This window comes from Actinomyces howellii (assembly GCF_900637165.1).
In the GTDB taxonomy this organism is placed as follows: Bacteria; Actinomycetota; Actinomycetes; order Actinomycetales; family Actinomycetaceae; genus Actinomyces; species Actinomyces howellii.
On sequence record NZ_LR134350.1, the window covers coordinates 1,514,745 to 1,538,226 of the forward strand.

The 23,482-nt window shown below is 71.6% G+C and carries 33 protein-coding genes, 1 tRNA gene and 1 pseudogene; 31 read left to right on the top strand and 4 right to left on the bottom strand.

Annotated features, from left to right (window positions below; genetic code table 11):
• Window positions 1-61: 61 nt before the first annotated feature.
• Both EL245_RS06365 and EL245_RS06370 read right to left on the bottom strand, forming a co-directional pair.
• Window positions 62-781 carry a hypothetical protein gene (locus EL245_RS06365; RefSeq protein WP_126382393.1) on the bottom strand — a complete coding sequence of 240 codons (720 nt, stop codon included), beginning with the start codon at window positions 779-781 and terminating at the stop codon, window positions 62-64.
• A gap of 79 nt (window positions 782-860) precedes the next feature.
• Entirely contained in the window at window positions 861-1,736 is an 876-nt protein-coding gene (locus tag EL245_RS06370; RefSeq protein WP_232009901.1) for a DUF817 domain-containing protein, read from the bottom strand.
• Window positions 1,737-1,902: 166 nt separating this feature from the next.
• On the opposite strand from EL245_RS06370, the gene EL245_RS06375 reads away from it, so the two are divergent.
• The 4 genes and pseudogenes from EL245_RS06375 (at window position 1,903) to EL245_RS06385 (ending at window position 3,988) form a co-directional block, all read left to right on the top strand.
• A tRNA-Lys gene (locus EL245_RS06375) sits at window positions 1,903-1,979 on the top strand.
• Window positions 1,980-2,278: 299 nt separating this feature from the next.
• Window positions 2,279-2,617, top strand: a pseudogene (locus tag EL245_RS14005) (tyrosine-type recombinase/integrase); the annotation flags it as partial.
• Window positions 2,618-2,662: 45 nt separating this feature from the next.
• Complete coding sequence (locus EL245_RS13615) at window positions 2,663-3,349, top strand: tyrosine-type recombinase/integrase (RefSeq protein WP_232009902.1); 687 nt, start codon at window positions 2,663-2,665, stop codon at window positions 3,347-3,349.
• Window positions 3,350-3,613: 264 nt separating this feature from the next.
• Window positions 3,614-3,988 carry a hypothetical protein gene (locus EL245_RS06385; RefSeq protein ID WP_126382396.1) on the top strand — a complete coding sequence of 125 codons (375 nt, stop codon included), beginning with the start codon at window positions 3,614-3,616 and terminating at the stop codon, window positions 3,986-3,988.
• A 76-nt stretch (window positions 3,989-4,064) separates the two neighbouring features.
• On the opposite strand, the gene EL245_RS06390 is transcribed toward EL245_RS06385, so the two are convergent.
• Together EL245_RS06390 and EL245_RS06395 are read right to left on the bottom strand one after the other, a co-directional pair.
• On the bottom strand, window positions 4,065-4,475 hold the full coding sequence (locus EL245_RS06390) for a DUF6782 family putative metallopeptidase (RefSeq protein ID WP_126382397.1): 411 nt from the start codon (window positions 4,473-4,475) through the stop codon (window positions 4,065-4,067).
• Window positions 4,472-4,936: a helix-turn-helix domain-containing protein gene (locus EL245_RS06395; RefSeq protein WP_161512738.1), complete on the bottom strand. Its 465-nt coding sequence runs from the start codon at window positions 4,934-4,936 to the stop codon at window positions 4,472-4,474. Before EL245_RS06395 ends, EL245_RS06390 begins: the two co-directional genes overlap by 4 nt.
• Window positions 4,937-5,031: 95 nt before the next feature.
• On the opposite strand from EL245_RS06395, the gene EL245_RS06400 reads away from it, so the two are divergent.
• From EL245_RS06400 to EL245_RS06520, 27 genes are all read left to right on the top strand, one after another.
• Window positions 5,032-5,301, top strand: coding sequence for a hypothetical protein (locus EL245_RS06400; RefSeq protein ID WP_126382399.1), 270 nt, complete (start codon window positions 5,032-5,034; stop codon window positions 5,299-5,301).
• On the top strand, window positions 5,301-5,930 hold the full coding sequence (locus EL245_RS06405; RefSeq protein WP_126382400.1) for a hypothetical protein: 630 nt from the start codon (window positions 5,301-5,303) through the stop codon (window positions 5,928-5,930). The genes EL245_RS06400 and EL245_RS06405 overlap by 1 nt, the downstream gene beginning before the upstream one ends.
• Entirely contained in the window at window positions 5,927-6,226 is a 300-nt protein-coding gene (locus EL245_RS06410) for a helix-turn-helix domain-containing protein (RefSeq protein WP_164719457.1), read from the top strand. The genes EL245_RS06405 and EL245_RS06410 overlap by 4 nt, the downstream gene beginning before the upstream one ends.
• 81 nt (window positions 6,227-6,307) lie before the next feature.
• On the top strand, window positions 6,308-6,589 hold the full coding sequence (locus tag EL245_RS13190) for a hypothetical protein (RefSeq protein ID WP_161512741.1): 282 nt from the start codon (window positions 6,308-6,310) through the stop codon (window positions 6,587-6,589).
• Window positions 6,590-6,642: 53 nt separating this feature from the next.
• Window positions 6,643-7,362, top strand: coding sequence for a hypothetical protein (locus tag EL245_RS13195; RefSeq protein WP_161512742.1), 720 nt, complete (start codon window positions 6,643-6,645; stop codon window positions 7,360-7,362).
• Complete coding sequence (locus tag EL245_RS06420; RefSeq protein ID WP_126382402.1) at window positions 7,359-7,565, top strand: hypothetical protein; 207 nt, start codon at window positions 7,359-7,361, stop codon at window positions 7,563-7,565. Before EL245_RS13195 ends, EL245_RS06420 begins: the two co-directional genes overlap by 4 nt.
• Complete coding sequence (locus EL245_RS06425) at window positions 7,562-8,086, top strand: hypothetical protein (RefSeq protein WP_197719524.1); 525 nt, start codon at window positions 7,562-7,564, stop codon at window positions 8,084-8,086. The genes EL245_RS06420 and EL245_RS06425 overlap by 4 nt, the downstream gene beginning before the upstream one ends.
• Window positions 8,050-8,247 carry a DNA methyltransferase gene (locus EL245_RS13405; protein ID WP_232009903.1) on the top strand — a complete coding sequence of 66 codons (198 nt, stop codon included), beginning with the start codon at window positions 8,050-8,052 and terminating at the stop codon, window positions 8,245-8,247. Before EL245_RS06425 ends, EL245_RS13405 begins: the two co-directional genes overlap by 37 nt.
• Before the next feature lie 5 nt (window positions 8,248-8,252).
• On the top strand, window positions 8,253-9,113 hold the full coding sequence (locus EL245_RS06430; protein WP_161512743.1) for a DUF4406 domain-containing protein: 861 nt from the start codon (window positions 8,253-8,255) through the stop codon (window positions 9,111-9,113).
• Complete coding sequence (locus EL245_RS06435; protein ID WP_126382404.1) at window positions 9,110-9,466, top strand: hypothetical protein; 357 nt, start codon at window positions 9,110-9,112, stop codon at window positions 9,464-9,466. The genes EL245_RS06430 and EL245_RS06435 overlap by 4 nt, the downstream gene beginning before the upstream one ends.
• 496 nt (window positions 9,467-9,962) lie before the next feature.
• A complete protein-coding gene (locus EL245_RS06440) occupies window positions 9,963-10,208 on the top strand; it encodes a hypothetical protein (RefSeq protein WP_126382405.1) in 246 nt (81 codons plus the stop codon).
• Window positions 10,205-11,101, top strand: coding sequence for a hypothetical protein (locus EL245_RS06445; protein ID WP_126382406.1), 897 nt, complete (start codon window positions 10,205-10,207; stop codon window positions 11,099-11,101). The genes EL245_RS06440 and EL245_RS06445 overlap by 4 nt, the downstream gene beginning before the upstream one ends.
• The gene (locus EL245_RS06450) at window positions 11,098-11,487 is read left to right on the top strand and encodes a PDDEXK family nuclease (protein ID WP_126382407.1); all 390 of its coding nucleotides are present in this window, start codon (window positions 11,098-11,100) and stop codon (window positions 11,485-11,487) included. Before EL245_RS06445 ends, EL245_RS06450 begins: the two co-directional genes overlap by 4 nt.
• Window positions 11,484-12,335, top strand: a complete 852-nt coding sequence (locus EL245_RS06455) for a phage antirepressor KilAC domain-containing protein (protein WP_197719461.1) — start codon at window positions 11,484-11,486, stop codon at window positions 12,333-12,335. The genes EL245_RS06450 and EL245_RS06455 overlap by 4 nt, the downstream gene beginning before the upstream one ends.
• Before the next feature lie 352 nt (window positions 12,336-12,687).
• Window positions 12,688-13,281 (top strand): hypothetical protein, encoded by a 594-nt coding sequence (locus tag EL245_RS06460; protein WP_126382408.1) that lies wholly within the window; start codon window positions 12,688-12,690, stop codon window positions 13,279-13,281.
• A 9-nt stretch (window positions 13,282-13,290) separates the two neighbouring features.
• On the top strand, window positions 13,291-13,464 hold the full coding sequence (locus EL245_RS13200; RefSeq protein ID WP_161512745.1) for a hypothetical protein: 174 nt from the start codon (window positions 13,291-13,293) through the stop codon (window positions 13,462-13,464).
• 1 nt (window position 13,465) lies between these two features.
• On the top strand, window positions 13,466-14,080 hold the full coding sequence (locus tag EL245_RS06465; RefSeq protein ID WP_126382409.1) for a single-stranded DNA-binding protein: 615 nt from the start codon (window positions 13,466-13,468) through the stop codon (window positions 14,078-14,080).
• Window positions 14,081-14,121: 41 nt separating this feature from the next.
• Window positions 14,122-14,364 (top strand): hypothetical protein, encoded by a 243-nt coding sequence (locus tag EL245_RS06470; RefSeq protein WP_126382410.1) that lies wholly within the window; start codon window positions 14,122-14,124, stop codon window positions 14,362-14,364.
• A 54-nt stretch (window positions 14,365-14,418) separates the two neighbouring features.
• A complete protein-coding gene (locus EL245_RS06475) occupies window positions 14,419-15,291 on the top strand; it encodes a hypothetical protein (RefSeq protein ID WP_126382411.1) in 873 nt (290 codons plus the stop codon).
• A 13-nt stretch (window positions 15,292-15,304) separates the two neighbouring features.
• A complete protein-coding gene (locus EL245_RS06480) occupies window positions 15,305-15,667 on the top strand; it encodes a hypothetical protein (protein ID WP_126382412.1) in 363 nt (120 codons plus the stop codon).
• 97 nt (window positions 15,668-15,764) lie between these two features.
• The gene (locus EL245_RS06485; protein WP_126382413.1) at window positions 15,765-16,031 is read left to right on the top strand and encodes a hypothetical protein; all 267 of its coding nucleotides are present in this window, start codon (window positions 15,765-15,767) and stop codon (window positions 16,029-16,031) included.
• Between the two features lie 1,736 nt (window positions 16,032-17,767).
• Window positions 17,768-18,019: a hypothetical protein gene (locus EL245_RS06490; RefSeq protein ID WP_126382414.1), complete on the top strand. Its 252-nt coding sequence runs from the start codon at window positions 17,768-17,770 to the stop codon at window positions 18,017-18,019.
• A 164-nt stretch (window positions 18,020-18,183) separates the two neighbouring features.
• Entirely contained in the window at window positions 18,184-18,804 is a 621-nt protein-coding gene (locus EL245_RS06495) for a hypothetical protein (RefSeq protein ID WP_126382415.1), read from the top strand.
• Between the two features lie 468 nt (window positions 18,805-19,272).
• The gene (locus EL245_RS14010) at window positions 19,273-19,470 is read left to right on the top strand and encodes an HNH endonuclease (protein ID WP_408608401.1); all 198 of its coding nucleotides are present in this window, start codon (window positions 19,273-19,275) and stop codon (window positions 19,468-19,470) included.
• A gap of 326 nt (window positions 19,471-19,796) precedes the next feature.
• Entirely contained in the window at window positions 19,797-20,231 is a 435-nt protein-coding gene (locus tag EL245_RS06510) for a hypothetical protein (protein WP_126382418.1), read from the top strand.
• A gap of 4 nt (window positions 20,232-20,235) precedes the next feature.
• Window positions 20,236-21,981: a terminase gene (locus EL245_RS06515; RefSeq protein ID WP_126382419.1), complete on the top strand. Its 1,746-nt coding sequence runs from the start codon at window positions 20,236-20,238 to the stop codon at window positions 21,979-21,981.
• Window positions 21,978-23,477, top strand: coding sequence for a phage portal protein (locus EL245_RS06520; RefSeq protein WP_161512747.1), 1,500 nt, complete (start codon window positions 21,978-21,980; stop codon window positions 23,475-23,477). The genes EL245_RS06515 and EL245_RS06520 overlap by 4 nt, the downstream gene beginning before the upstream one ends.
• The last annotated feature ends 5 nt before the right edge of the window (window positions 23,478-23,482 follow it).

Below are 23,482 nucleotides of genomic sequence, written 5' to 3' on the forward strand. Positions count from 1 at the left end.
CCGTCCGCGGGCGTGCTCAGCGGCCCCGAGCGCCCGGGGCTCACGCCCTCGGCCGGGCGGGTCAGTCGAGCACCCCGGCGCGGGCGCGGGCGGCGGCGTCGGCCATCTCGGAGGCGGTGGCCAGGAGCGCCGAGTCGCGGCGGGTCACGCGGTCGGCCAGCTCGTCGGCGTCGTCGAGGATCCACTCCGGGTCGCTCCCGGCGGCCAGTGCGCGCAGGAAGCCCGAGGCCAGAGTGAGCACCGGGGCGAGACCGGCCACCGAGTCCTCGAGCCTGCCTGCGAGCACCTCGTCGATGCGTGCGCGAAGCTGCTCGGGTGAGGGGGCCGGGCGCCCCTCGGCCCGGGCCGCCTCGAATCGCCTGAGGACCGGGCCCGAGTCGGGGCCCTCGGCGCTCAGGTCGACGGTCGTGGCGTAGCGGCGTGCGACGAGCTCGGGGTCCCGGCGGATCCACTCGCGCACGAGGAACAGGCGCCACAGCGCGCCGGGCAGCGTCGTGGAGGGCGAGTCGGCCCACAGCTCGGCGACCTCGTCGACGCCGCGGGTGGCGACGACCTCGACGACGCCGGCGCGGCTGATCCGCTCGATCACGACCTCCGAGGCGGAGGCGGCACCGTCCCCGGAGCCGTCGGAGCCGTCGGGGTCGTCGAGGACGAAGCCGCCGACAAGCGCCTGGGCGGCGCGGTGGGCGAGCTCGGAGGACACGGCGGTGTCGGCGCTGCCCTCGATGGACTCGGCGACCTCGGGGTCGAGACGGGCTGGACGGTGGAACTGGCGGGCCATGGTTGTCCTTCCGGAGGGCCGGGCGGTCTGGCCCCATTGTCGCCCACCCCGAGGGCCACCGGCCGCACCGCGGGGGTCCTCAGTCCTGCCGGACCGGGGTCCGCTCTCCGCCGCGGGGCACGCGCGCGCGGGTCACGCGGGACGACCCGCCCGAGTAGACCGTTCCCTCCCCCGCCTTGACCGCGGCGACCAGGACGAAGCTGAGCGTGATGAGCAGGGCCCAGCTGCCGAGCTTGCCGAGGTGGACCATCTGCCAGCCCTCGCGCTGGTCGGGGTAGCTCCACGCTCCCAGGAGGGTCGCGGCGTTCTCTGCGAGCCACAGGAACAGGCCGATGAGCACGAAGGCCTGGACGGTGGGCATCCAGTACCGCTCTCCCCCGACCGTGAAGTGCACCGTGGAGCCCCACAGCGCCGCCACGAAGCCCAGGGCGATGAGCCAGCGCAGGTCCGGCAGGGCGTGGTGGGTGAAGAAGTTGGCGTAGGCGGCCACGGCCAGCAGGCTGACCGGCCACCACCGGAAGCCCCCGACGTGCAGGTCGAAACGACGGAAGGCCTGGCAGATGTAGGAGCCGACCGAGGCGTACATGAACCCGGAGAAGACCGGGACACCGCCCAGGCGCAGGACGGCGTCACCGGGGTAGGACCACGAGCCGACGTGGACCTTGAAGATCTCCAGCGCCAGTCCCACGACGTGGAAGGCGCAGATGACGCCCAGCTCCCGCCAGGTCTCGACCCGCAGGGCGACGAGGGCCAGCTGAACCGCCAGGACGTAGACGAGCAGCGCGTCGTAGCGCGCCACGGGCATCTCGACGAGGTCCCAGACGAGCGCGCTGAGGGCCAGGCCTGCGAACACCGCGAGCGGGAAGACGCAGCACAGCAGCTGGGTCAGCCCGAACTGGACCAGGCGCAGCGGCAGCAGGCGCGCACGGGTCAGGGGACGTCGTTCGGAGGTCACCGGAGGATCATGCCGCAGGGTCCCAGGGCAGCGGGCGCCGGCGCAGGGGGAGCACGCCCCATGCCGGTGCCCGCGGCGAGGCGCACGCTGCGGGACTTCGCTCTCCGGCGACGGGCTCGTGAGGGTATGCTGCCGGTCGCGGCCGCTGTCTGGGTGCGGCCGCAGCGCCCCTCTAGCTCAGCTGGTCAGAGCTGCGGACTTTTAATCCGACGGTCGTGGGTTCGAGCCCCACGGGGGGCACCAACGAAAAGTCCGGGGTCGTGCCAGAAGCCCACCGTCGCCGGTGACGCTACAGTCGCCCATATCCGCTATGGCCGCCATGGGATGGCTACCATGATGGCTACCCGCGGGCCAGGCTCGCTGGGGAGTGCTGACGGGGAGGAGCTGGGAGGGTGTCGAGGGGCAAGGGCGAGGGGAGCGTCTTCCGTGACGCGGCGCGGGACCGGTGGGTGGCGATGATCGAGCTGCCGGCGGACCCGGTCACGGGCAGGCGTCGCCGGAAGAAGGTCACGGCCCGGTCGAAGGCTGAGGCGCTGCGTAGGATGCGCGCGGTCCAGGTGGAGGTGGAGCGTGCGGGGGACGTGACGTCTGGGCGGCCTATCACGGTCGGTGAGTGGATGGACCTGTGGATCGCGAGGGACGTGGCGCCGCATCGCAAGCCGTCGACGACGGCGGACTACCGGTCGGTCTCGGAGCGGCATATCAAGCCGGCGCTCGGTCGGACGCGGCTGGATCGGGTGACCCCGGGTGATGTCCGCCGGCTCCATGAGCGGGTCACCGCTACGGGTGCGTCATCGACGACGGCGGCGAAGGTCCACCGCGTGCTGCGCACGGCGCTCGGGGCGGCGGAGCGTGAGGGTGCGGCGGCCAGGAACCCGGCGCGGCTGGTACGGTCGCCGCCCTCGTCGAGGGTGCCGCCGCGCTCGATGAGCACCGCGGAGGCCAAGAGGTTCCTGGAGGGGCGCAGGGAGCGTGGTGACTGGGCGCGGTGGGCGGTGGCCCTCATGCTGGGGGTGCGGCAGGGTGAGGCGCTGGGGATGACGCTGGACCTGCTGCACCTCGGGGCCGACCCGTGGGTGGAGCTCGCCTGGGAGGTCAGGCGCGTGACGTGGGAGCACGGGTGCGGGGAGCGGTCGACGGAGGGGTGGCCGTGCGGCCGGGTCCGGGGCGCCGACTGCCCGGATCGCCGGGCCCCCGTGCCGGCGCACCTGGAGGCCGAGCAGGTGCACGGCGGCCTGTGGCTCCTGCGCCCCAAGACCACGGGGTCGCACCGAGCCTTCGGACTCCCCCGCGTGGTGGCCGACGGCCTGGCCGCCCACCTCGACCGCCACAGGCCAGCGCGGTTCGTCTTCGAGGCCGCCCCGGGCGTCCCGGTCGACCCGCGCCGCGACTGGGGTGCGTGGCGCCAGGCGCTCGCCGAGGAGGGCCTGCCGCCGATGCGCCTGCACTCGGCCCGGCACACGGCGGCGACGCTGCTCCTAGAGGCCGGGGTGCCGGTGCGCACCGCCCAGGAGATTCTGGGCCAGACCCAGGCCCTGACCACGGCCCGATACCAGCACCCCGGCAGGAGGGTCACGGCCGCCGCCCTCGAGGCGTCATCCGACCTGCTCTGACCGCACCCCAGCCACCCTCCCCGGAGCCGCGGGAAAAATCCGGCTTTCGGGCGCATTTCCCGGGATATTCTCCGCTCCCCTCCCCGGCCCGCCCAGACCAGCCCGGGGACACCGCCGGCGCCTCATCGATGGCGGACCACCGCCCACCCCACCGCCACCGTCGCGCTCGCGGGCGGGTGGTGGCGTGATCGTGACCATGGTCTGGGAGCTGGCGTCCGGCTGGGCTCGTAGCATGGAGACGTGCTGCGGCGAGGGTGCCGTGGCATGGACAGTCAGGAGGGGACCATGGCAGGCAGGCGGGACAAGATCCTCGCGTTCATTGTGAGCGTGGACGGGGGGCTGACCCTCTATCAGGACCGGATCGAGTACCGCGTCAGGCGGAAGGTGGAGCGGGTGATCCCGCTCCAGTCGATCACGTCGGTGAGGGTGGAGAGCGGGTCGGCACTTGAGGCACGGGTGACAGCCACGCGGCTGGTGGCACTCGGGGTCTTCGCGTGGGCCGCGAAGAAGAAGACTGGCGGGGAGGCATACTTGACCATCGAGGCCGAGGACGCCTTCGTGACGCTCATGGTGGACCGGAAGAAGGTCGCCGCCGCCCATCGCTTCGTCGCCCAGGTGGAGACCCTGCGCCGCGGCTGACAGAAGCTCACTGCACGTCACTGAGCCCTCACTGATGATCAGTGAGGGCTCAGTGACGTGCAGTGAGGGTCTCGGGTCAGGAGGCCAGGATGGCGGGAAGGCGTCGGGCGGCGCGCTGCCATGCCAGGACGAGGCCGGGCGTGACGTCAAGGTGGCGGGCGATGCCCCACAGGTCGGGGCCCTCGACCTGCTCGGCGTCGCGGTAGGCGGCGGCGGTGATGATGAGGCGCGCGGCCTCCTCGTCGACGAAGCGCTCGACGGCGGCCTCCTGATGGCCGTCGTCCCCCCGTCGGGCGTGCACGACCTCGTGCGCCAGGGTGGCGACCTCCTGGCCGACGGTCAGTCCCCGCGAGATGAGGATGCGTGACTGGGACGCCTCGAAGCGGCCGCGCTCACCTGGGAGCAGGTCCGCCCTGTGGACCGTGACGCCGTAGGAGTGGGCGACGGCCAGCAGGGCGGACTCGCGGCGGTCGACGGGATCGATCATGGGGACTCCTCCATCATCTCCGCCTCATCGGCGGCGCTCATCTCGACGGTGTGCGCCGCGTAGGGGACGGAGTCGTCAGCAACGACGTCCTCGCCCCATCCGGGCGCGTCGCCGACCGTAGCCATCGCCGGCCCGACGCGCCGGGAGGTCGGCAGTGCCGTGACCGAACCGGCACCGACCGCGCCCTCCTCGTCGCGCGCAAGGCGCTCCTCGGCGCGCTGGACGATGACGACGACGTCGACGGTAAGCGCGCTAGCGATCGCGAAGAGAGATGCGAGCGTCACGCCTCGCTCGGCGTTGAGCAGGCGCAGGAGAGTGCGCTTCGGGATGCCTGACCGTGCGGCGAGGATGTCAATCGTCATCTTCTGGGCACTCCGCTCGGCGCGCAGCTCAGCCGCGACGGCGGCATTGAGCCCGGCGGAGGGGTCCTTCTCAAAGACGGTCATCTCGGTGGGAGCCATGGCGCTAGTGTGCCACATTGGGCACTAATGTGACAGTATGGTAACGGTGCCCAGTCCGGCTTGATAGTGCCACATTGGGCACCTATGGTGAACCCATGGTCACCGACACGATCACCCCCCAGAGCGTCGCGGACGTCATCGTCAGGAAGATGGAGGACGCCGGAGAGACCACGCTGGGCCTCACCAAGAAGGTGGGAATCCCCCGAGCGACCCTCCAGCGCCGACTCCTCAACGGCGGCGGACTCCAGGTCGCCGAGCTGGCTGCGATCGCCGCCGCTCTGGGCACAACCACGATCGCGATCCTCACCGAGGCGCAGGCCAACCAGACGCGCTCGCGGGCTGCTGGCGCGGAGGGGGACCTGTGATGGGCGGCGTGCTCGAGGTCCTGGGGGCAACCGTTGAGGTGCGGCGCGTGGAGGCGCCCGACGCCCAGGTCGCGGTGACGGCGGTGGACATCCGTCCTGAGAATCCGGGGCTCGCCCCGGTGTGCGTGACGCTGGACGAGGCGGAGGCCGACCGGCTGGTCGGTCTGCTGCGCGGAGGCGTCGGTGATGACTCCTCCCCGGCGGGTGAGGGGCGCGGAAGTGATGACCCCGCGTCCGCTGTGGTGGTGGCTGCTGTTGGCCCCGCCGGGGAGGGCCCGGTGCCGGGCGTGGCGTCCTGTAGCTCTGACGCCGCGCCTGGCACACCGTCGGACTGGCCGGCCAGAGACGACACGGTGCTGACCGGCTTCGTGTCCACGGGGATGGGTGTCAAGACCGTGTCCCTCGGTGGTGAGCGTCGCAGCACGGTGATGCCTGTCCTGACGCGGCGGTCGGGGTTGCCGGCGGTGCGGGTTGAGATGCCCGTCGTCGTCAGAGGCGGGATCGCCCTGGAGCCGCGCCGAGCGCTCGATCTTGGTCTGGCGCTTATCGAGGCGGGCACTCTCGCGAACGCGGCCCGGGCCCTCCCGGAGTGGGAGGAGCAGGCGCGGATGTGGGGGTGGGCGCGGTGAGCGCGTCGGTGCAGGAGCGTGAGCTGGCTCGCCTGGTGCGGGCGGTGGAGGCGCTCGCCGATCGGGTCGAGCGTCTCGAGGGGCTGCTCGTGTCGGGGGCGGTGGAGGCGCCGCGGACGCTGTCGGTGGACGAGGTCGTCCGCTTGACGGGGGCGCCGCGCCGCATGGTGCTCGCTGCGATCCGGACGGGAGCCCTTCCGGCGGTCGAGGTGGGTGAGCGGACCCGGCTGGTCCGGCCTCAGGACCTCGACATGTGGCTGGAGCGCCTGGAGCGGCGCTCTGTGGATGCGGCCTGACGGGCCGCGGCAGGAAGAAGCAGGAGAGTGCCCCGCCGCGATGGGCGCGGCGGGGCGGGATAGAGAGGAACTGAAGACCTCATGGAGAAGAGTAGCACGGTGTCGCGGGGGCGTCATGTGGCGCCGGCGCCCGATGGGGGGCACCTGTGGCTGGTGGCGGGTCTGCGGGGACCGGAGCTGTGGCGTCCGGCCCGACTCCTGGCCCTGGTGGTGACGGTGGTCGCCGCTGTGGTGGCCCTGGCGGTGGAGACCGTCCTGGCGTGGCGCACGGGCCACACGACGGGCCTTCTGCTGGTGGGTGCCGCCCTGGTAGCGGCCTCCCTGGTTCAGGCGCTCACGGGCGCCGAGGGGGTGGCGGAGTGAGTGCCAGGATCGACTGGTCACGGGGGCCTGTCCCCTGCGTGGAGTGTGGGCGCATGATGCGGCCGATCCGCCGCAAGCCTGCCGGCGAGTGGGCGGGCACGGTCCAGGCCGTCGGTCGGGGCATGTGCGCCGCATGCTACGAGGCGGTGAAGCGCAATGCGAAGAGCCGCGGGGAGGCGGTCTCGGCGGTGCCGTCGTCGGCCCTTGCGGGGGCGACGATTGACACGGAGGCCCGCCCGCGGGCGTCGTTCGTGTGGCAGTGGCCGATGGTGTGCCCGGGGGTGCCGTCCCAGCACCTCGAGATCGAGGCGATGGCCGACCTCATGGACCACCTGGAGGCCATGGGGTGGCTGCTGTCGAGGTCGCCGCAGCGGCTGTCCCGCCCTGCTGGTGGGGGGATGGCGTGGCTGGTGCACGTCGAGGAGGCCCCGCTGGAGCTCCGGCGGGCCCTGGAGGCCCGCCCGGAGACGGCGACGATCCCGACCATGCGCGGATCCTTGGTGTTCGCGCGGGCTCTCCTGATGGAGGGGGTGTCCATCGGGCACATGGAGGCGGACATCGTCGCTGACGCGGCTGCCAAGATGCGGGAGCTGGGTCTCATCGCGATCGGACGGCCGGTGCGTGAGGGGATCACGCATGGTCTGGCGCCGGTGATGAGGGTGCGCATCCCGGTGCGGCAGGCGACGCCGGCTGAGGCGTCGGCTCTGGGGCACGCGTCGGCCGACGTCGACGTCGTGGTGCCGGTGGCCTCCGGTGAGGGGGTGGCGGCATGAGTGGGGTGCTTGGAGCCCTCGTGGCGGAGGAGCGTGACCGTGCCCGCCTGCTCAAGGGCGGCGGGCAGGGCGGGATGCTCGACGCCCTCGTCGATGACCTGCGCACGGTCTCGCCGCACGCGATGGGAGAGCACGAGACGCGTGTGATCGCCGCGGCTCTGCTGCGCCGTGGCTGGCGCCGTGAGGGGGGTGCGTCGCGGTGACCGCGCCTTTCTACCGGGACGACTTGGTGACGCTCTTCTGCGGCGATTGCAGGGAGATCACTGACTGGGTGGCGGCGGACGTGCTCGTCACGGACCCGCCCTACGGCATGGCCTTCCAGTCGGGGCGGCGACGGAAGGCCTTCGACCTGATCGTCGGCGATGAGGACACGACGGGTCGTGACGCGGTGCTCGACATGTGGGGCGCGGAGCGTCCCGGCCTCGTGTTCGGCCGGTGGTCTGTGACGCCGCCGTCGGGTGAGCGTCAGCGGCTCATCTGGCACAAGGCTAGGACGACGGGCATGGGTGACCTCGCGATGCCGTGGGGCCCGAACTTCGAGGACATCCACGTCATCGGGTCCGGGTGGGACCGTGAGGCGGCTGGCCTGCCGCGTGTCGGGTCGGTGATCACGACTACGCAGGCAGTGGGGGGGGTGCCGACGCCGAGGGGCGGATGGGGCACCCGACGCCGAAGCCTGTGGGGCTCATGGAGCAGCTCATCGCCCGCTGCCCGGCGGGGGTGATCGCCGACCCGTTTGCCGGCGCAGGGGCGACGCTCGTCGCGGCCCGAAACCTCGGCCGGCGCGCCGTCGGTGTCGAGATCGAGGAGAGGCACTGCGAGACGATCGCACGTCGGCTTTCCGAGCAGGTCATGGACCTGTGGGGCGGGGGTGACCAGGCATGACAGGCATGAGACGCGTCTACGTCGCGGGCCCGATCACGGGCGTGCCCGACTACGAGGTGTTCTTCCGGGCCGCGTGCCGGGCGCTGCGGTCGGCAGGGTTCGAGCCGGTCTCCCCGGCGCACCTGCCGGTCAAGTCGGCCCGCCAGTGCCGGCGGCCGGGAGACGACGAGTGGCGCATGTGGATGCGTGCAACGGGGCACCTGCTGCTGGAGTGCGACGGCGTCGCGCTGATCGACGGGTGGCGGGAGTCCCGGGGCGCGCGGATCGAGGCGTTCTGGGCCAGGCGGCTCAGGCTGCCGGTCAAGCCGCTGGAGCACTGGGTCATCCCAGCTGCCTCCGGGGAGGGCGAGGAGACGGCCGGCCGGTCGTCGGACGGAACGGGCATGAGTGAGGAAAGTCAGATGAGCGAACACCACGACCTCAGTGACCAGGTCTACGACCTGGTCAACTGCACCCCGCACAACCTGCGGTTCAAGGCGGGGGACTACTGGGTGGAGGTCCCGCCGGAGATGACGCCGGCTCCGCGACTCACGCTGAGCACGGAGCACACGACGCGGGTCGCGGTCCGCATGGGAAGTGCGCGCGTCACCGGGGACGGGCTCACGACGGATGTCACCAACTTGGACATGGCGGCGACCGTGCTTTCCGGCCGCCGCCCGACGGGCTGTGAGCCTCCCCTTCCGGACGGGGTTGGTGGCGTACTGGTTGTGGTCCCACGCGCCATCGCGGAGTACTTCGCGCACCGTGAGGACCTGGTGTGGCCGGACCGGCTGGTCAGGGACGTGGACGGCAGTGTGATCGGGTGTACGGCGCTCGGGGCGCTCTGGGCGCCTGAGGGGATCGACCTGTTCGTGGAGGAGTCATGAGCGCTCAGGACACGGCTCAGGACACGGCTCAGGACACGGCCCAGGGCGGTGAGGCGACGGGGCTCGTCCCCCTGGAGTGGGCGGTGACTCTGGCCGTCACGGTCTCGGGATGGCTCTTCCGCACGGGGCTGTATCCGCGCGTCGGTGTCGAGCGGCACGGGGACACCGTCGTCATCGACACTGGCACGGGAAGGTGGCTGAACCTCGTGTGCAACCGAGAAGCGGTTGAGACCGAGGCGGTCTATGACGACGCGTGCGGTCTGCGGCGCGTGCCGCAGGGGCGTGCGTCGTCTTTGGACGAGCTCACCGGCATCGTCGCCCAGTGGGCCTATCAGATGGGGGTCTCGGCATGAGCGGGACCAGCATCCGGGTGGTGGAGTGGTCGGCGTCGTGGCTGCCGGTGACTCACCTCGCTGAGGTCGGGGAGCGGCGCCTGGTGGGGCCGTCGCTGGGGCGGGCGGCCAGTCTTGGGCAGCCACCGCACTGGGTGTGTGACGTGGCCCGCCTGTGCAGGAGCGGATCGCAGCCGCATGTGGCGGATGCGGTTGAGCCGGGTCTGCTGTCACCGGAGGAGGTGGCTGAGCTGGTGGCTGATCGGAGGACGTGCCGCCGGTGCGCGGAGGTGGCTCGCCGCATGCTGGCCGAGGCCGGTGGTGACGCGGCGGGTGAGGACCCGCTTGGGACGCCGTCGATGCTGGACATGCTCGGTGCTGACGGGGGTGGTTCCCGGTGAGGCTGGTCATTGCGGTGGATGGGTCGCCGGTCGTCGACCCGGTGACGGTGGTCCTCACGGTCGCCTCGGTCTCTCCGGAGGGTGCGGGTGGCGCCCCGGCCGGGAGGTCGGATGTCGTGGCGAGCATCCGCGCGGAGGAGCAGCGGGTGGAGTCGGGGGCCCGATGGCTGGGGACTCTGCTGCCGGCCCTCGTGGGGGCGGTCCCGGAGCAGTGGGAGCGCTTCCTCCCGGACCCGGACGGTCAGCTGGAGGTTGTCGCGGTGGATGCGCCTCTGGTGGAGGCGCTCGAGCGGGTCGGCGTGATCGCGCCGGCGCAGGCAGGACATATGGAGCACGAGAGCATGAGGGAGGCTGGGCAGTGACTGGGATGAGGGTGCCGTCGACGGTGCAGGTGCGGGTGGTGTGCCCGATGGACCTCCTGGTGCGTGCGGTGCGTGCGGTGGTCCCGCACACCGGCCCGGAGAAGGCGGGCACAGGCCTCGAGCGGGTGCGTCTGGTGGTCGACCTGGAGGGGATGCGTCTGTCCGTGGTGACCACGGACGGGGTGTCCGCGGCGGTGGCGTCGGTCCTCCTGGAGGAGGCGGACGTTGTAGGCGACGGGGAGCCGGCGGACACGGGCCTGGTGGAGGTCGTCGAGGTCGACCTGACGGTCCGGGCGGCTCGCATGATCGGCCGCGTGCATGATCCCCGGGGTGCCCGGGAGGACCAGGGGGCGCGCGCGGAGGTCGTGGTCGACGAGCACTGCGGGACCGTGTCGGTCACGGACGTCACCGGCCTGTGGCCGGGTGCGTCGGTGCGGGTGCGCAGCCAGCCGGACTGGTACTCCGAGGAGGGTCTCGAGCGGCAGGACGCCGCCCGGATGGTGATGGAGGCGTGCGCGGAGCCCCTGGCCGGTGCGGCGACGATGCTCATGCCGTCGGATCACATGCGCCAGTGGGCGGCGACCGCGAAGGAGCTCGGGGGCCTGCCCCTGCGGGCCACGACGGGCGGGCACCTGCTCATCGCCCAGGGGGACGCGGACAGTCCCATGTTGTTCCTGGGCAGCACGATCGCGTTCGGCACCGCTGGCACGAGGGCGGACGACCGGGCCTACGACGGGTCCGGGACCGGGGTGCTCATGGGGCTCCTCATCGACGGCGCCCCGGTGGGAGCACGGGAGGGCCGCCGCTCCGATGAGAGGGCCCTGGTCGCGGACCTGTCCGCGTGGCTCCACGAGCAGGACAACGGGGGCCCGGACGGGGGTGAGGCAGCATGACCGCCGCGCGCCGCCGGTCCCACGCGTCTGCCCGCTCGGCCGGCACCCGCTTCGAGTCGATGGTCGCCGGCTACCTGCGCGACAAGCTCGCTGACGACCGCATCGAGCGTCGCGCCCGCACCGGCGCGCAGGACCGAGGGGACATCGCCGGCGTCCGCCACCAGGGCGAGCGCCTGGTCATCGAGTGCAAGAACACCGCCCGCCCCGCCCTGGCGGCGTGGGCGGACGAGGCGGAGATCGAGCGAGGCAACGACGACGCCATCGCCGGGCTCGTCGTGCACAAGCGTCACGGAGTCGCCGCCCCCGGAGACCAGTGGGTCACCCTCACCCTCCGGGACCTGGTCGCCCTGCTCAACGGCCGTCGAGACGAGGAGGACCAGCCGTGAACACCACGACAATCATCGCAGCCGGTGGCGACGTCATGCCGCCCGCCGGCCAGCTCGACGTCTTCGAGTTCGACGGCGTCGAGGTCCGCACCGTCACCGACCCCGACGGCCAGACCCTCTTCGTGGCCGCGGACATCGCCCGCGCCCTCGGATACCGCATGGCCTCCGACATGACCCGCCGCCTCGACGACGACGAAAGGGGTACGCGCTCAGTGCGTACCCCTGGTGGCGACCAGACCATGATCGTCATCACCGAGTCGGGCGTCTACGCCGCGGTCCTCGGCTCCCGAGTCGAAGGGGCCACCAGGTTCCGCCGCTGGGTGACCGGCGAGGTGCTCCCCGCGATCCGTCGGCACGGCGGATACCTCACACCCCAGGCAGCAGAGGCCGCGCTCAGCGACCCCGACTTCATCATCCGCCTGGCGACGTCCCTCAAGGAGGAGCGTGCAGCCCGCGCCGCCGCAGAGCAGCGGGCGACAGCGCTCGCGGCTCGTGTGGAGGCGGATGCGCCGCACACGCGCCTGGGTCGGGCGGTGTCGGAGTCGGAGGGGGACGTTCTGGTGAAGGCAGTGGCGGATGCCTTGACGCAGGAGGGCATCCCCTGCAGCCAGGTGCAGCTCTTCCGGTGGCTGCGCGCCCACGGGTGGCTGTGCCGGTCGCAGGGCGACATGTGGAACCGACCCACGAAGTGGGCACTGGACAAGGGCTACGTGCGCGCCGTCGAGCACGTGGTCAATACGCGCAGCGGGTCCCGCCTCCGGTGGGTGCCGCGCGTGACGGGCCTGGGGCAGCAGGTCCTCGTCGACGGATTCACGACCGGACGATTCGACCTCAACGAGGAGAAGTGATGAACACGAACATGACATCCACCAAGGCGGCTACCGCTGGTGGGTCGGACCCGCTGCCGGCGAACCCCTATGCGGCGCGCCGTCGCCCGCGGAGGGGCGACTACCACCCGGAGCAGGTGCAGGAGTGCGCTTCCTGCGGGAAGCGATACAACCCCGTCGCCGGAATCTGCGGCTGCAACGACAAGCCCTGAAGGTCGCACCCGACCAAGCAGAAGACACGAGAGGACAGATGGAGATGGAGACCATGATGACGATGACGATGACGGAGACGCGCAGTGAGTCGAGCGCGCTGCGGCACCCGGGGATCATTGCCTGCGCCTTGCACGGCCCGCGCGGGTCGCTGGAGCGGGTGATGGCCGCCATCGGCTACGCGGCGGGTTTGTCGACCCCGGAGGCGGACCTGTGGGCCGACTCGGACCGCCTGCTTGACGCCGTGGCGTCAGCGCTGGCGGCGGCCTTGTCGTGGCTGGTGCACGAGGAGTGCGAGGACCCGTCCCCTGAGGACTGGGACCGGGTGATCAGCCGGGTGGAGAGCCAGCCGAGCCGAGTTCGGCCGGGGGAGATCGATTCGGGGGTGAGGTTGAGGGCAATCATCCTCGCGCTGTCAGCCGAGATCAGGTCAAGCGACAGGCCCACGCTGTGGACCAGGCAGCGGAGTCTGGAGGGGATCGAGGCTGCTGTTGGGCTCATCGCCGGATGGGTCGAGGAGCTCGAGACCCAGTCCGGGGACCTCCTCCGTGAGGAGGCCTGCGACTGCCGGACGCAGCGGACCCAAGCCGCCATCGAGGAGGCTGTCGGTGACCTCCTCGTGGACGTCGCCACCGAGGAGGCTGATGACACGGTGGGAGCCGACGTCGACTACGACCGAATCGTCATCACCGACTGCTCCCACTTCGCGCGCGCGGCCGCCATCCGTGCGATGAGCAGCATCTTTCAGAAGGGCTGAGGACCAGAGATGAGAAGCAAGATCGCGGCCGCGGCAACCGTCGCCGCCGTCTACGCCGCCGTCATCCCGCCCCTGGTCCTGGGGACCGCCCTCGCGCTCGCGGTGCGGGCGGGGTGGCTGGTGATCGAGGAGAGCAGGGTGCCGCAGTGCCTGCGGGACGACGAGCCTTTGGAGGTGCACTGACATGGCGGGCGAGACGATTGTGACGATCGTGGGGAACCTGACTGGGGACCCGGAGCTGCGGTTCACGCAGTCGGGGACCGCGGTCGCGTCGTTCACGGTGGCGTCGACGCCGCGCGCCTTCGACCGCGCCTCCGGGGAGTGGAAGGACGGGGAGACCCTGTTCATGCGCTGCTCGATCTGGCGTGAGGCGGCCGAGAACGTCGCCGAGTCCCTGGTGAAGGGCGCGCGGGTGATCGTCCAGGGTCGCCTGGTCCAGCGGTCGTTCACGACGCGGGAGGGCGAGCAGCGCACGGTCGTGGAGATGCAGGTTGACGAGGTGGGCCCGTCCCTGCGGTACGCGCGCGCTCAGGTGACCCGCATGGGCCGCGGCCAGGCCCAGGGGTCGCCCCAGGGTGGGGGCGGGCAGTGGGGGGCGCCCCAGTCGACGGCGGCGACCGGGACCTCGGTGTGGGACCAGTCGGCCCCGCCGGCGTCCCCGCCGCAGGGGCGGATGACGGAGCCGTTGGGAGGGCCGGTCGCGCGGCCGCATGCGCCCCAGCAGCCGCCGTCGACGGAGGACGGATGGGTGGCCGCGATGCCGGGCCAGACCAGCTTTGGGGACGAGCCCCCCTTCTGACCATCACAGCACTGACAGCACAGAGAGGACATCGAGAGGCCATGAGCAAGGCGATCAACAACCCCGTCAACAACCCCACCAACAGCGCCCGGGGTGCCTGCGAGGGGTGCTCCTGCACGGGCTGCCCCCGCACGGCCGGCGGCGGGCCGGGAGAGCCGGTCTGGACCAACCGCGCGCAGCGGGCCAGCGCGGCCGTCGGGAAGGCCCTCGGTGTGGTCACCCTGGCCCTCCTGGGCGCCCTCGGGGTGGCAGCCCTGGTGGGCCTGTGGCGGGTGATCCTGTGAGCGCCCGCAGGACGCCACGCACCGGGGAGCAGCTGGACGTGGGCCGGTGACCAGATGACCGCCACAGCGCAGAAGGGGCGCGTCACCACCGGGGTCGTCCCCGGGGGGCGCGGCTGGGTGTGGACGTGCCCGGCCTGCGGGGCCGTGCGCTCTCACTCCGAGCGCGGGTGGGTGCGGGACGCCGCCGCCGTGCACCAGCAGGCCGCCTGCGGGACGGGGGCGCGTCCGGCCTACCACCCGGAGCTCTTCGCGGGCTGCGAGGTGCACATCGGGTGGGCGGTGTGCCAGCTCGACGACGGGACGAGCCACATCGCCGACATCGTCCGGTACCGGTCGGGCTGGTACAGCCGCATGCTGTGCCGCGGCGCCAGGGTGACCGACGTCGACGACCGCGACGCGCCGTGCGATCCGCCGCCGGCGTCGAGGGCGGAGATCCTCGCAGAGGTCTCCCGTCGCCAGAGCGGGCCACCGGAGGACCGCGTGTGCACCCGATGCGTGGCAGTCCTGTGGGCAAGCAGCAGGGAGCTCGAGGGGCCGACCATGACAGCCGAGGAGGCCACATGGGTGCGGGAGCACGCGTGGCTCCCCAAGATGCGCACCCTCGTCCTCCACCGGGACCCCTGCCGGTGGGTGGTCTGCCTCGCGTGCCACCACGGCGAGCACCAGGAGTGCGAAGGCGAAGGGCCCGGACCGGCGTCCCGCGGCCGCATGACACGACAGGACCAGAGGCCACTCCGGGCATCAAGCCTCATCACCCGGCCGAACCGCCTCCTCGACCTCACAGCGCCCGCAGTCTTCGACACCCACCACGAGGTCGGCGTGTGGTGCTCATGCGCCCTCGCCGACCACCAGGACACGACAGCACAACCCGCGAGCGCCGCACCAAGGCGAGTCGCGCGGCAGACGACGATCTTTGACTTCATGTGAGGAGCGAACACCTATGAGCACAGACAAGACGGGCGGTTCTGCGCCGCGTGAGCGCAGCCAGGCCGAGAGGGCGCTGGACCAGGTCCTGGACCAGTTTCTGACCGGTGAGGCGCCGCTGGTGGGCCTGTGGCTCCGGGCGTCCGGGGTGACCCGCGCCATGTCGACATATCTCCTGCAGCTGGGGTGGCCTGCCTTCGAGCTGGCGCTGCACGCCGATGGGCTCGCGGGCCTCCCGGCGGGGTCGGTCCTGCGGGACGCGGCGGGGGTGCAGGTCGTGGTCGCGGACAGCGGACTGCTGATGGACCTCACCGGCACCGCGCAGACGGCGGACAGCCTCGCGTTCCCGGTGGCCGTCCTCTACAGGGGGGTGGCGTGAGATGACCACCTATCGGGTGAGTCGCTGCCGGCGGGGACTGGCTCACGTCATCAGGACTGTGGGGTCAGACCAGGAGCCCCGGCTGGACGTCGTCAGCATGTGCGCACCTCCGGACGTCGAGGCGGTGCCGTACCCGCGCAACCTGTTCCTCGAGCTGCCCGAGGTGTCGGAGGCCCAGGTGAGGGGCGCTGAGATGTGCCCGGAGTGCGTCAAGGCGATGTCCGCCGCCCTCGGGGGCGCCTTGGCGGCAGTCGTGGGGCACATCGCGTCGATGATGCCGGCCATCGCCGCCGGCATCCGGGAGGTGCAGGAAGCCATCGCAGCCCTCACCGGGGAATCCAGCCGCGGGGAGCAGGACGACTGATGGACACGCCCAGCCCCCAGGCAAGAGCCCCTCCACCACCCCCAGCGCCAGCCAGCCACACAAACAGAATGACGAGCAGCAGGAGACCCAATGAGCTTCTTCGTGGTCGACGACCAGGCCCACGTGCACCCCAAGCACCAGGCCCTGGTCCGACGCGGCCTGTCGGGAGACACCGACGCGCTCGCGGCTGGCTACTTGTGGGTGCTGATGGGGTCTCGACTGCGGTCGGCGTATCAGGACGGTCGGTTTGACCGGTTCGATCTGTTCGCTGTGATGCCTGATCCGCGCGTGCTGCGGATGGCTGAGATTTTGGTTGAGGCTGGTTTGTGGCATGATCGTGCTCACTGTTGTGAGCGGTGCGACCTTCCTCCGGAGGGGTCGTGGGTTTTCCACGATTGGGCGCACTGGTCGCAGCGGACGGGTGAGCAGGACCGGGCGCGCCGGGCATTGCAGACGGAGAGGAAGGACGCTTCCCTTCATGATGCGATGTGGGCACGCGATGGTCTGTCGCGGGCGCATGATGGGGAGCCTGAGAGGGCCCTGTGCGTCTATTGTCAGAGGCTCGTGTTCCGGGACACTCGGAAGGGTGACCTGGCGCCGGAGATGGACCACGTCTTCGGTCGGGCTATGGGTCTCGACGGCGTTGCCGTCGCGTGCCGCGCCTGCAATAGGGCGAAGGGCAATCGCTCTGCCTCGCGTGCGGGGATGAGCTTCCATCCGACGTCGCCGCACTCGGTGGCGCTGGCCCGTCGTGCTGAGCATCGATCGCGCCCTGGTGAGGGGCCCGCTGATCTGCTCGAGATGGCGTGGTCGTCGCCGTCGGGGGGTGGTGACGAGGCGGTTGGGGACCGTGGATCGCGCCCTGTCGAGGGGTTCGCAGATTCGGCTCCGCCGTCGGTTGGGGACCGTGGATCGCGCCCTGTCGAGGGGTTCGCAGATTCGGCTCCGCCGTCGGTTGGGGACCGTGGATCGCGCCCTGTCGAGGGGTTCGCAGATTCGGCTCCGCCGTCTGGGGGTGGGAGCAGTGTGCCTGCGTCCGTCGAGCCGCACCCACCTGTGGGGGGTGGGAGCAGTGTGCCTACCTGGGGGCCGGAACGTCCCGTTCTGGCCACCCAGGAGACACGTGACGGGGCTATCGGGGGCGACGTGCACCCGGGTACCAGGGGTGCCGAGAACGGCGCTCAGAATGGCTCCCACGGCCTCGTGGGGGCTGGGGCGCCTGGTGGTGGAGCTGCCGTGGCTGTCGTCGGCGAGCCTGCCGGCCCTGCCGGCGAGCCTGCCAGCCGTGGGCTCGTGTTCGACGACTTCGTCGCGGCCGAGCCTGCCGGCCCTGCCGGCGAGCCTGCCAGCCGTGGGCTCGTGTTCGACGACTTCGTCGCGGCCGAGCCTGCCGGCCCCTCGCGCGCGCGTACGCGTACGGGCGCGCGCACGGGCCCGTGCGCGCCCGACGCGCGTACGGGCCCGTGCGCGCCCGTGCGTGCGGGCCCGTGCGCGCCCGTGCGTGCGGGCCCGTGCGCGCTCTCCCGCCCGGCAAGGCAGGGCAGGGCAGGGCAAGGCAAGGCAGGGCAAGGCACGGGCCAGGGTGAGGGGTCGGATCACTGGGGTGAGGGCTCTGGTGAGGTCCGGTCAGGAAGCCCTCCGAGGGGGAGGAGGCGTCGAAGGGGGCGTCGAAGGAAGGGAACTTGTGACATCCACGGGGACACGTTTCCGTGCAGGCTTTGTGAGGAGGAGATCGAATGAGCTGCGAGACGAGGGCGGCTTTGGAGTCGGCGCTCATAGATCATCTGGCGGATGAGATGCCGGGGATGATGCCGGGTGCGTGGGTGTGCATTGCCGAGGCGGCCGGCATTGACACGTCGGACGATGAGATGTTCGGCGGCTGGCTGTTCGAGTCGGGCGGGACGCTGTTCGCTCAGCTCGGGATGATTGAGGCGTGGCGGGCTGAGAAGCTCGCTGGGCTGCGCGGTGACCGGGAGGACGGGGCGTGAGCGGCTGCGGGTCGGGGTGCGTGGTTCGTGGTGACCATGCGCCGGGGTGCTCGGGGTGGGTGCCTAGCGACGATAGCGCGGTGGTCGAGTGCTGGGGGTGTCTGCCTCGGCCGGCGGTGCAGGGCGTGCTGTGCGCCTGGTGCTGGGGGCGGATGCAGGCCACGGTGCGCACGCTGCCGTCTGTGGTGGAGCACCTGGTCGATGTGGCCGAGCCGTCGACGTCGTCGCCGTCGGGGCGCCGGTCGGTCGGGGCGCCGTCGTCGCGGCCGAGTGAGCGGGCGCTCTACGCCGAGGCGCTGGTGCAGGCGGACGACCTGCACGCGGCTCTGGTGTCGTGGGCGCTCGAGGTAGCCGAGGAGGCGTCGCTGCGTGTCGGGGTCCCGCGGGGGGGCACGCGGTGGACAGCCGATGGTGGGGACCCTGTCGGGCTGGCGGGCCGGGGGGCGACGCGGCGTGTGGTCGGGTGGCTGGTCCCGCACCTGGAGTGGGTGGCCACCCGGTCGTGGGCGCCGGTCATGCTCGAGGAGCTGGCGTCGATGTCGTCCTCGGCGTCGAGGAGGTTCCCGGTGGAGGAGCCGCAGCGTCGGGTCACTGACGTGCGGTGCCCGGGGTGTGGGTGCCTGTCCCTGGTGGTCGTGCAGCCGGCGGTCGTCGGGGCTGACCGGCTGGTGCGGTGCACGCTGTCGGCGTGTGGCCGTGTCCTGTCGGAGGATGACTGGGCCCGTGCGCGCCGGTGGGCGGTGGCGGTGGCGACGGCGGATGCCGGCGAGGGTGAGGCGGCGTGAGCGTCACCGGGCCGGACGGTGTCGAGTGGGTGCCGGTGGCCGAGGCGCTCGAGCGCGTGCCCGGGCTGGAGTACCGGACCCTCCAGTCGTGGTGGGCCCGGGGGGACGTGAGGACCCAGCGGGTGGGGCGCATGGTGTGGGTGGCATGGGAGGACGTCATGGCCCGGGAGGGCGTGGCGTTCCTCGCCGGCCGTCGTCAACAGGCGCGACACGCCGGTGATGCGCGCAGTGGTTGGACACACACCGAGGGCGTGTTGCATCCTCGGTGACAGCAGGACACCTGTGCCCGGAGGGCCACAGCCGCATGATCGGCCGGGGCTCTCGACCGTGGGCGGGGGTGGGGATCGATGGTGGCGGGGGTGTGGGTCGATGGCGTGGAGGCGCGGCGTGTCGCGGACGTCGACGGCCGAGCACCGCCGGTGGGCGGCCGCGGTTCTGCGGCGCGACCGGTTCGTCTGCCAGCTGGCCATGCCGGGCTGTCAGCACAGGGCGACCGAGGCCGACCACGTCGTGCCGGTTGCCGAGGGCGGAGCCATGTATGATCCTCTCAACGGGCAAGCCGCATGCGGCTCGTGTCACATGCAGAAGACTCAGCGTGAGGCAGCCCGAGGCAGGCAGCGCCGGTCCAGGCTCCGCCCGCCGACCCCGCACCCGGGCCTGGTCTGAGGGGCGCCGGCCGGAGAGCTGGAGGCCCCCGGGGTATCCCCCCAGGGGGGCCCGGGGGCCCGGCCACGGCTGGCATAGGGCTTCAAACCGTGTACGGGTTCCCGCGTTTCTGGTGGCACTAGTTTGGTGCCGCCGTTTTTCGTTGGTATTGCGCCGTTTTATGGCGGGTGTGGTGGGGGGAGGGTGTGATGCCCTCTGGTCCGGTCCCCAAGCATCCGAGCGTGCGGGCTCGTCGGAACGCCGCGCCGGGGATGGTGCAGCTGCCGGCCGATGGTAGGCACGGTCGGACCCCGACGTGGCCGCTGCCGCCGGACCCGGCGGAGGCGATGGTCGACCACTGGCAGTCGGTGGCTGACGACCTCGAGACTCAGGCGGATGCCGAGTCGGATGGTCGCCGCCGCAACCGGATGCTCGACCGGGCTGCCCGGGCCCGTGGGACGGCGGCCATGATCGCTGCCGAGTGCAAGGCGGCCGCGGAGCTCGAGCGCAAGATATGGGCTCGCGTCTGGACAACCCCCATGGCCACCCGGTGGGAGGCGATGCGGTGGACGCGTGAGGTCGCGGGCTACTGCCGGGCCAAGGCCCGGGCTGAGCTGGGCGACCACAAGGCTGCCAAGCTCGCCGTCGCGTACGCGGACCGCCTCGGACTGACCCCGTGGTCGATGCTGAGGCTGCGCTGGGAGATCGCGCCCGCCCCAGCCCCTGACGCCCCGGTCGCGACCGTGACCCCGATCTCCAGTGCTGCCCGAGACTTCACCTGACGAGGTGCTGCCTGGCTACTGGGTGGACTCATCCACGGGCGCGTGGATGACTCTCCCGTGGCCCGGTGACCCGAGCCTGCCGTGGAATCACCACGACCGGCTCGCGCTCCTGCCCCCGACGCTCGGCCCCCAGGTGATCGCCTGGGCTGAGGCGTACCTCAAGCACCATCTGACCGGCGAGCCGTGGCGCTTCACGGTCGGGCAAAAGAGGTTCCTGTACCTCTGGTATGCCATCAACCCGACGACCGGCCGGTTCATCTACCGGTCCGGGGTCAAGCGCGGCGCGAAGGGGACCGGGAAGGACCCGACCGCGTCCGCCCTGTCATGGGCCGAGGCGTGCGGGCCCGTGCAGCTCGACGGCTTCGACGCCAACGGCCAGCCCGTCGGCGTCGAGCGCGGCATGTCCAAGGTCCAGATCGCCGCGAACTCACTGTCCCAGGCCCGCGAGGTCCTCGACGTCGTCAACGGCATGATCACCGACGCGCTCGCGGATGACTATGCGGTCGACGACGGGCTGATGCGGACGGTGACGTCCGTGGGGCGGATCGAGCTGCTGACGGCGTCGGAGAAGTCGCAGGAGGGTGCGCCGGCGACGGCGGTCTTCCTCAACGAGTCGCACCACATGACAGCGTCGAGTGGTGGCCACAAGATTGCTGCGGTCGCCCGACGCAATGTAGGGAAGTCGCCGGCGTATATCCAGGCGCGTGTGCTCGAGCTGACCAACGCCCACTTGAGTGGGCAGGACTCGGTCGCGGAGCAGTCGTTCCTGGCGTGGCAGGCTCAGCAGAGGCCGAATGCGCCGCGGCGGGACATTCTCTACGACTCGATCGAGGCGCCGCCGTCGAGCGACATCTTCGACGAGGAGTCCCGCATGCGGGGGCTGCGGGCGGCGTACTCGGATGCGCCGTGGGCGGACCTGGAGCGCATCTCCGATGAGATGCTCGACACCCGTACCCCGGTGTCGGACTCGATTCGCTACTATTTCAACGGCCTGGGGGTCGCTGAGGACGCTTGGGTCAGCCCGGCGCGCTTCGATGCGATGGCGTCGCCGCGTGAGCTGGCCGAGGGCGACAAGGTGGCCCTGTTCCTCGACTGCTCCAAGAGCGAGGACGCCACGGGACTGGTGGGATGCCGCCTGGCCGACGGCTACGTCTTCGTGCTGGGTGTGTGGCAGCGGCCGCACGGTCACCGCGGCAAGGACTGGCTGGCGCCGCGCCAGGAGGTCGACGCCGTCGTCAGGAACGCGTTCGAGAGGTACCGGGTCGCGTGGTTCGGGGTCGACCCGTCCCCAGCGCGGGACGACTCGACCGAGGCCCTCTACTGGGGTGAGTGCATCGACTCCTGGCATCGGGACCTGCGGCACAAGGTGTCCGTGTGGGCGACCCCGGGTGCCGGCGGGTCCGCGGTGCTTTTCGACATGCGGATGAGCGCCCGGGGCGGCGTGCTCCGAAACCAAGCGTTTACCGACATGGCGATGCGCACCGCGATGGACATTGACGACCCCGAGGAGGGGTCGCCGTTCCCGCATGACGGGAACCCAGCGCTGCGGGTGCACACCCACAACGCACGCCGCCGCCCCAACAAGTGGGGGTACACGCTGGGGAAGGTCAACCGGGACTCCGACAAGCTGGTCGACCTGGCCGTGTGCATGGTCGGGGCCCGCCTGGGTGCGAAGATCGCCCTGGACTCCGGGAAGGTATCCGTGGGTGCGTCGAAGCGCCGTCGTCGTCGAGGGGGGGTGCTCCGGTGAGCTCAGTGACCTGGCTGGTCGACCCGTCGCGTGACCTCGAGGTCGCGCTGGCGCTCGGGGAGGACCTCGAGGAGTTCCGTGCGGTCCTGCGCCGGATCGGGGCGCACGGGCGCCGCAACCGGCTGCGCCGCCGCTACTACGACGGCGAGCAGGCGGCCCGCAACATCCAGATTGCGATCCCGGCCGAGTACGAGTACCTCATGCCGGTCCTGGGGTGGCCTGCCAAGACGTGCAACGTGCTGGCAGCCCGCACGAGGCTCGAGGGCTTCGCGGTGCCGGGTCAGGCGCAGATGGACGCTGAGGCGGCCGAGGCGCTCGACCTGAACCGGTTGCGGTCCTCGGTGCGTCAGGCCACGGTCGCCGCCCTCTGTGAGGGGTGTGCCTTCGTGTCGGTGACGGCCGGGGACACCGCCGACGGTGAGCCGCCGGCGGTCGTGAGCGTCTACAGCGCGCACGACGCGTCCGGGACGTGGGACCGCCGCAGGCACGACCTGTCCTGCGCGCTCACCATCGATGAGCGCAGCGAGCACGGGGCGATCCTCGCGATGACGTTCTGGACGCGGTCCGACCGCGTCGAGGTCTTCCGGGACGCGGTGTCCGCGTCATGGCAGGCCGAGCGGCTACCGCACGGCTTCGGCCGCGTGCCGGTGGTCCTCATCCCCTACCAGGCCGACGGAGGGCGACCGTTCGGCCGGTCGCGGATCACCCGGCCGGTGATGCGCCTGACCGACCACGCGGCCCGCACGCTGCTCCGCACCGAGATCAGCGCGGAGTTCTTCTCAGCCCCGCAGCGCTACCTGCTCGGGGCCGACATGGAGGCCTTCGAGGATCCGCAGACCGGGGAGCTGATGCCCGCGTGGGAGGCGGTCATCGGCCACCTGCTGGTGGCGCCCCGACCGCTAGACGAGAACGACCACGTCTCAGAGTCGAATCCGGTCGCCGGGCAGTTTCAGCAGGCGTCCATGGAGCCGCACAACGCAGAGCTCCGGCAGGTCGCGGCTATGTTCGCCGGCGAGACGTCCATTCCCCTCAACTTCCTGGGGATCGTGCAGGACAATCCGTCGTCGGCCGACGCCATCAAGGCCGCCGAGGCCGACTTGATCGCCGTCGTCGAGGACGCGCAGGCTGACTTCTCGGGGCCGTGGGCGCAGATCGCGCTCCTGGCGGTCCAGGCCGCCCGGGACACGACCGTGCCACCGGACGACATGTCCGGGCTGCGGCCTGTGTGGCGTGACCCGTCGACCCCGACGAAGGCAGCTCAGGCGCAGTCCGTGATGGGGCTCGTCGCCGCCGGCGTCCTGCCGGCCACCAGTGAGGTCACCTACGAGCAGTTGGGCTTCGACTCTGGGACGATCGCCCGCCTGATGGCCGACGCCGCATCCAGGCGGGCGCAGCAGACGCTGTCGTCCCTGGCGGGCGTAGCAGCGTCGGGCAGCGCGCTGGCCCAGGAGGTTGCGTCGGCGCGCACTGATGCCGACGGCACCCCGATCGCATAGAGGGG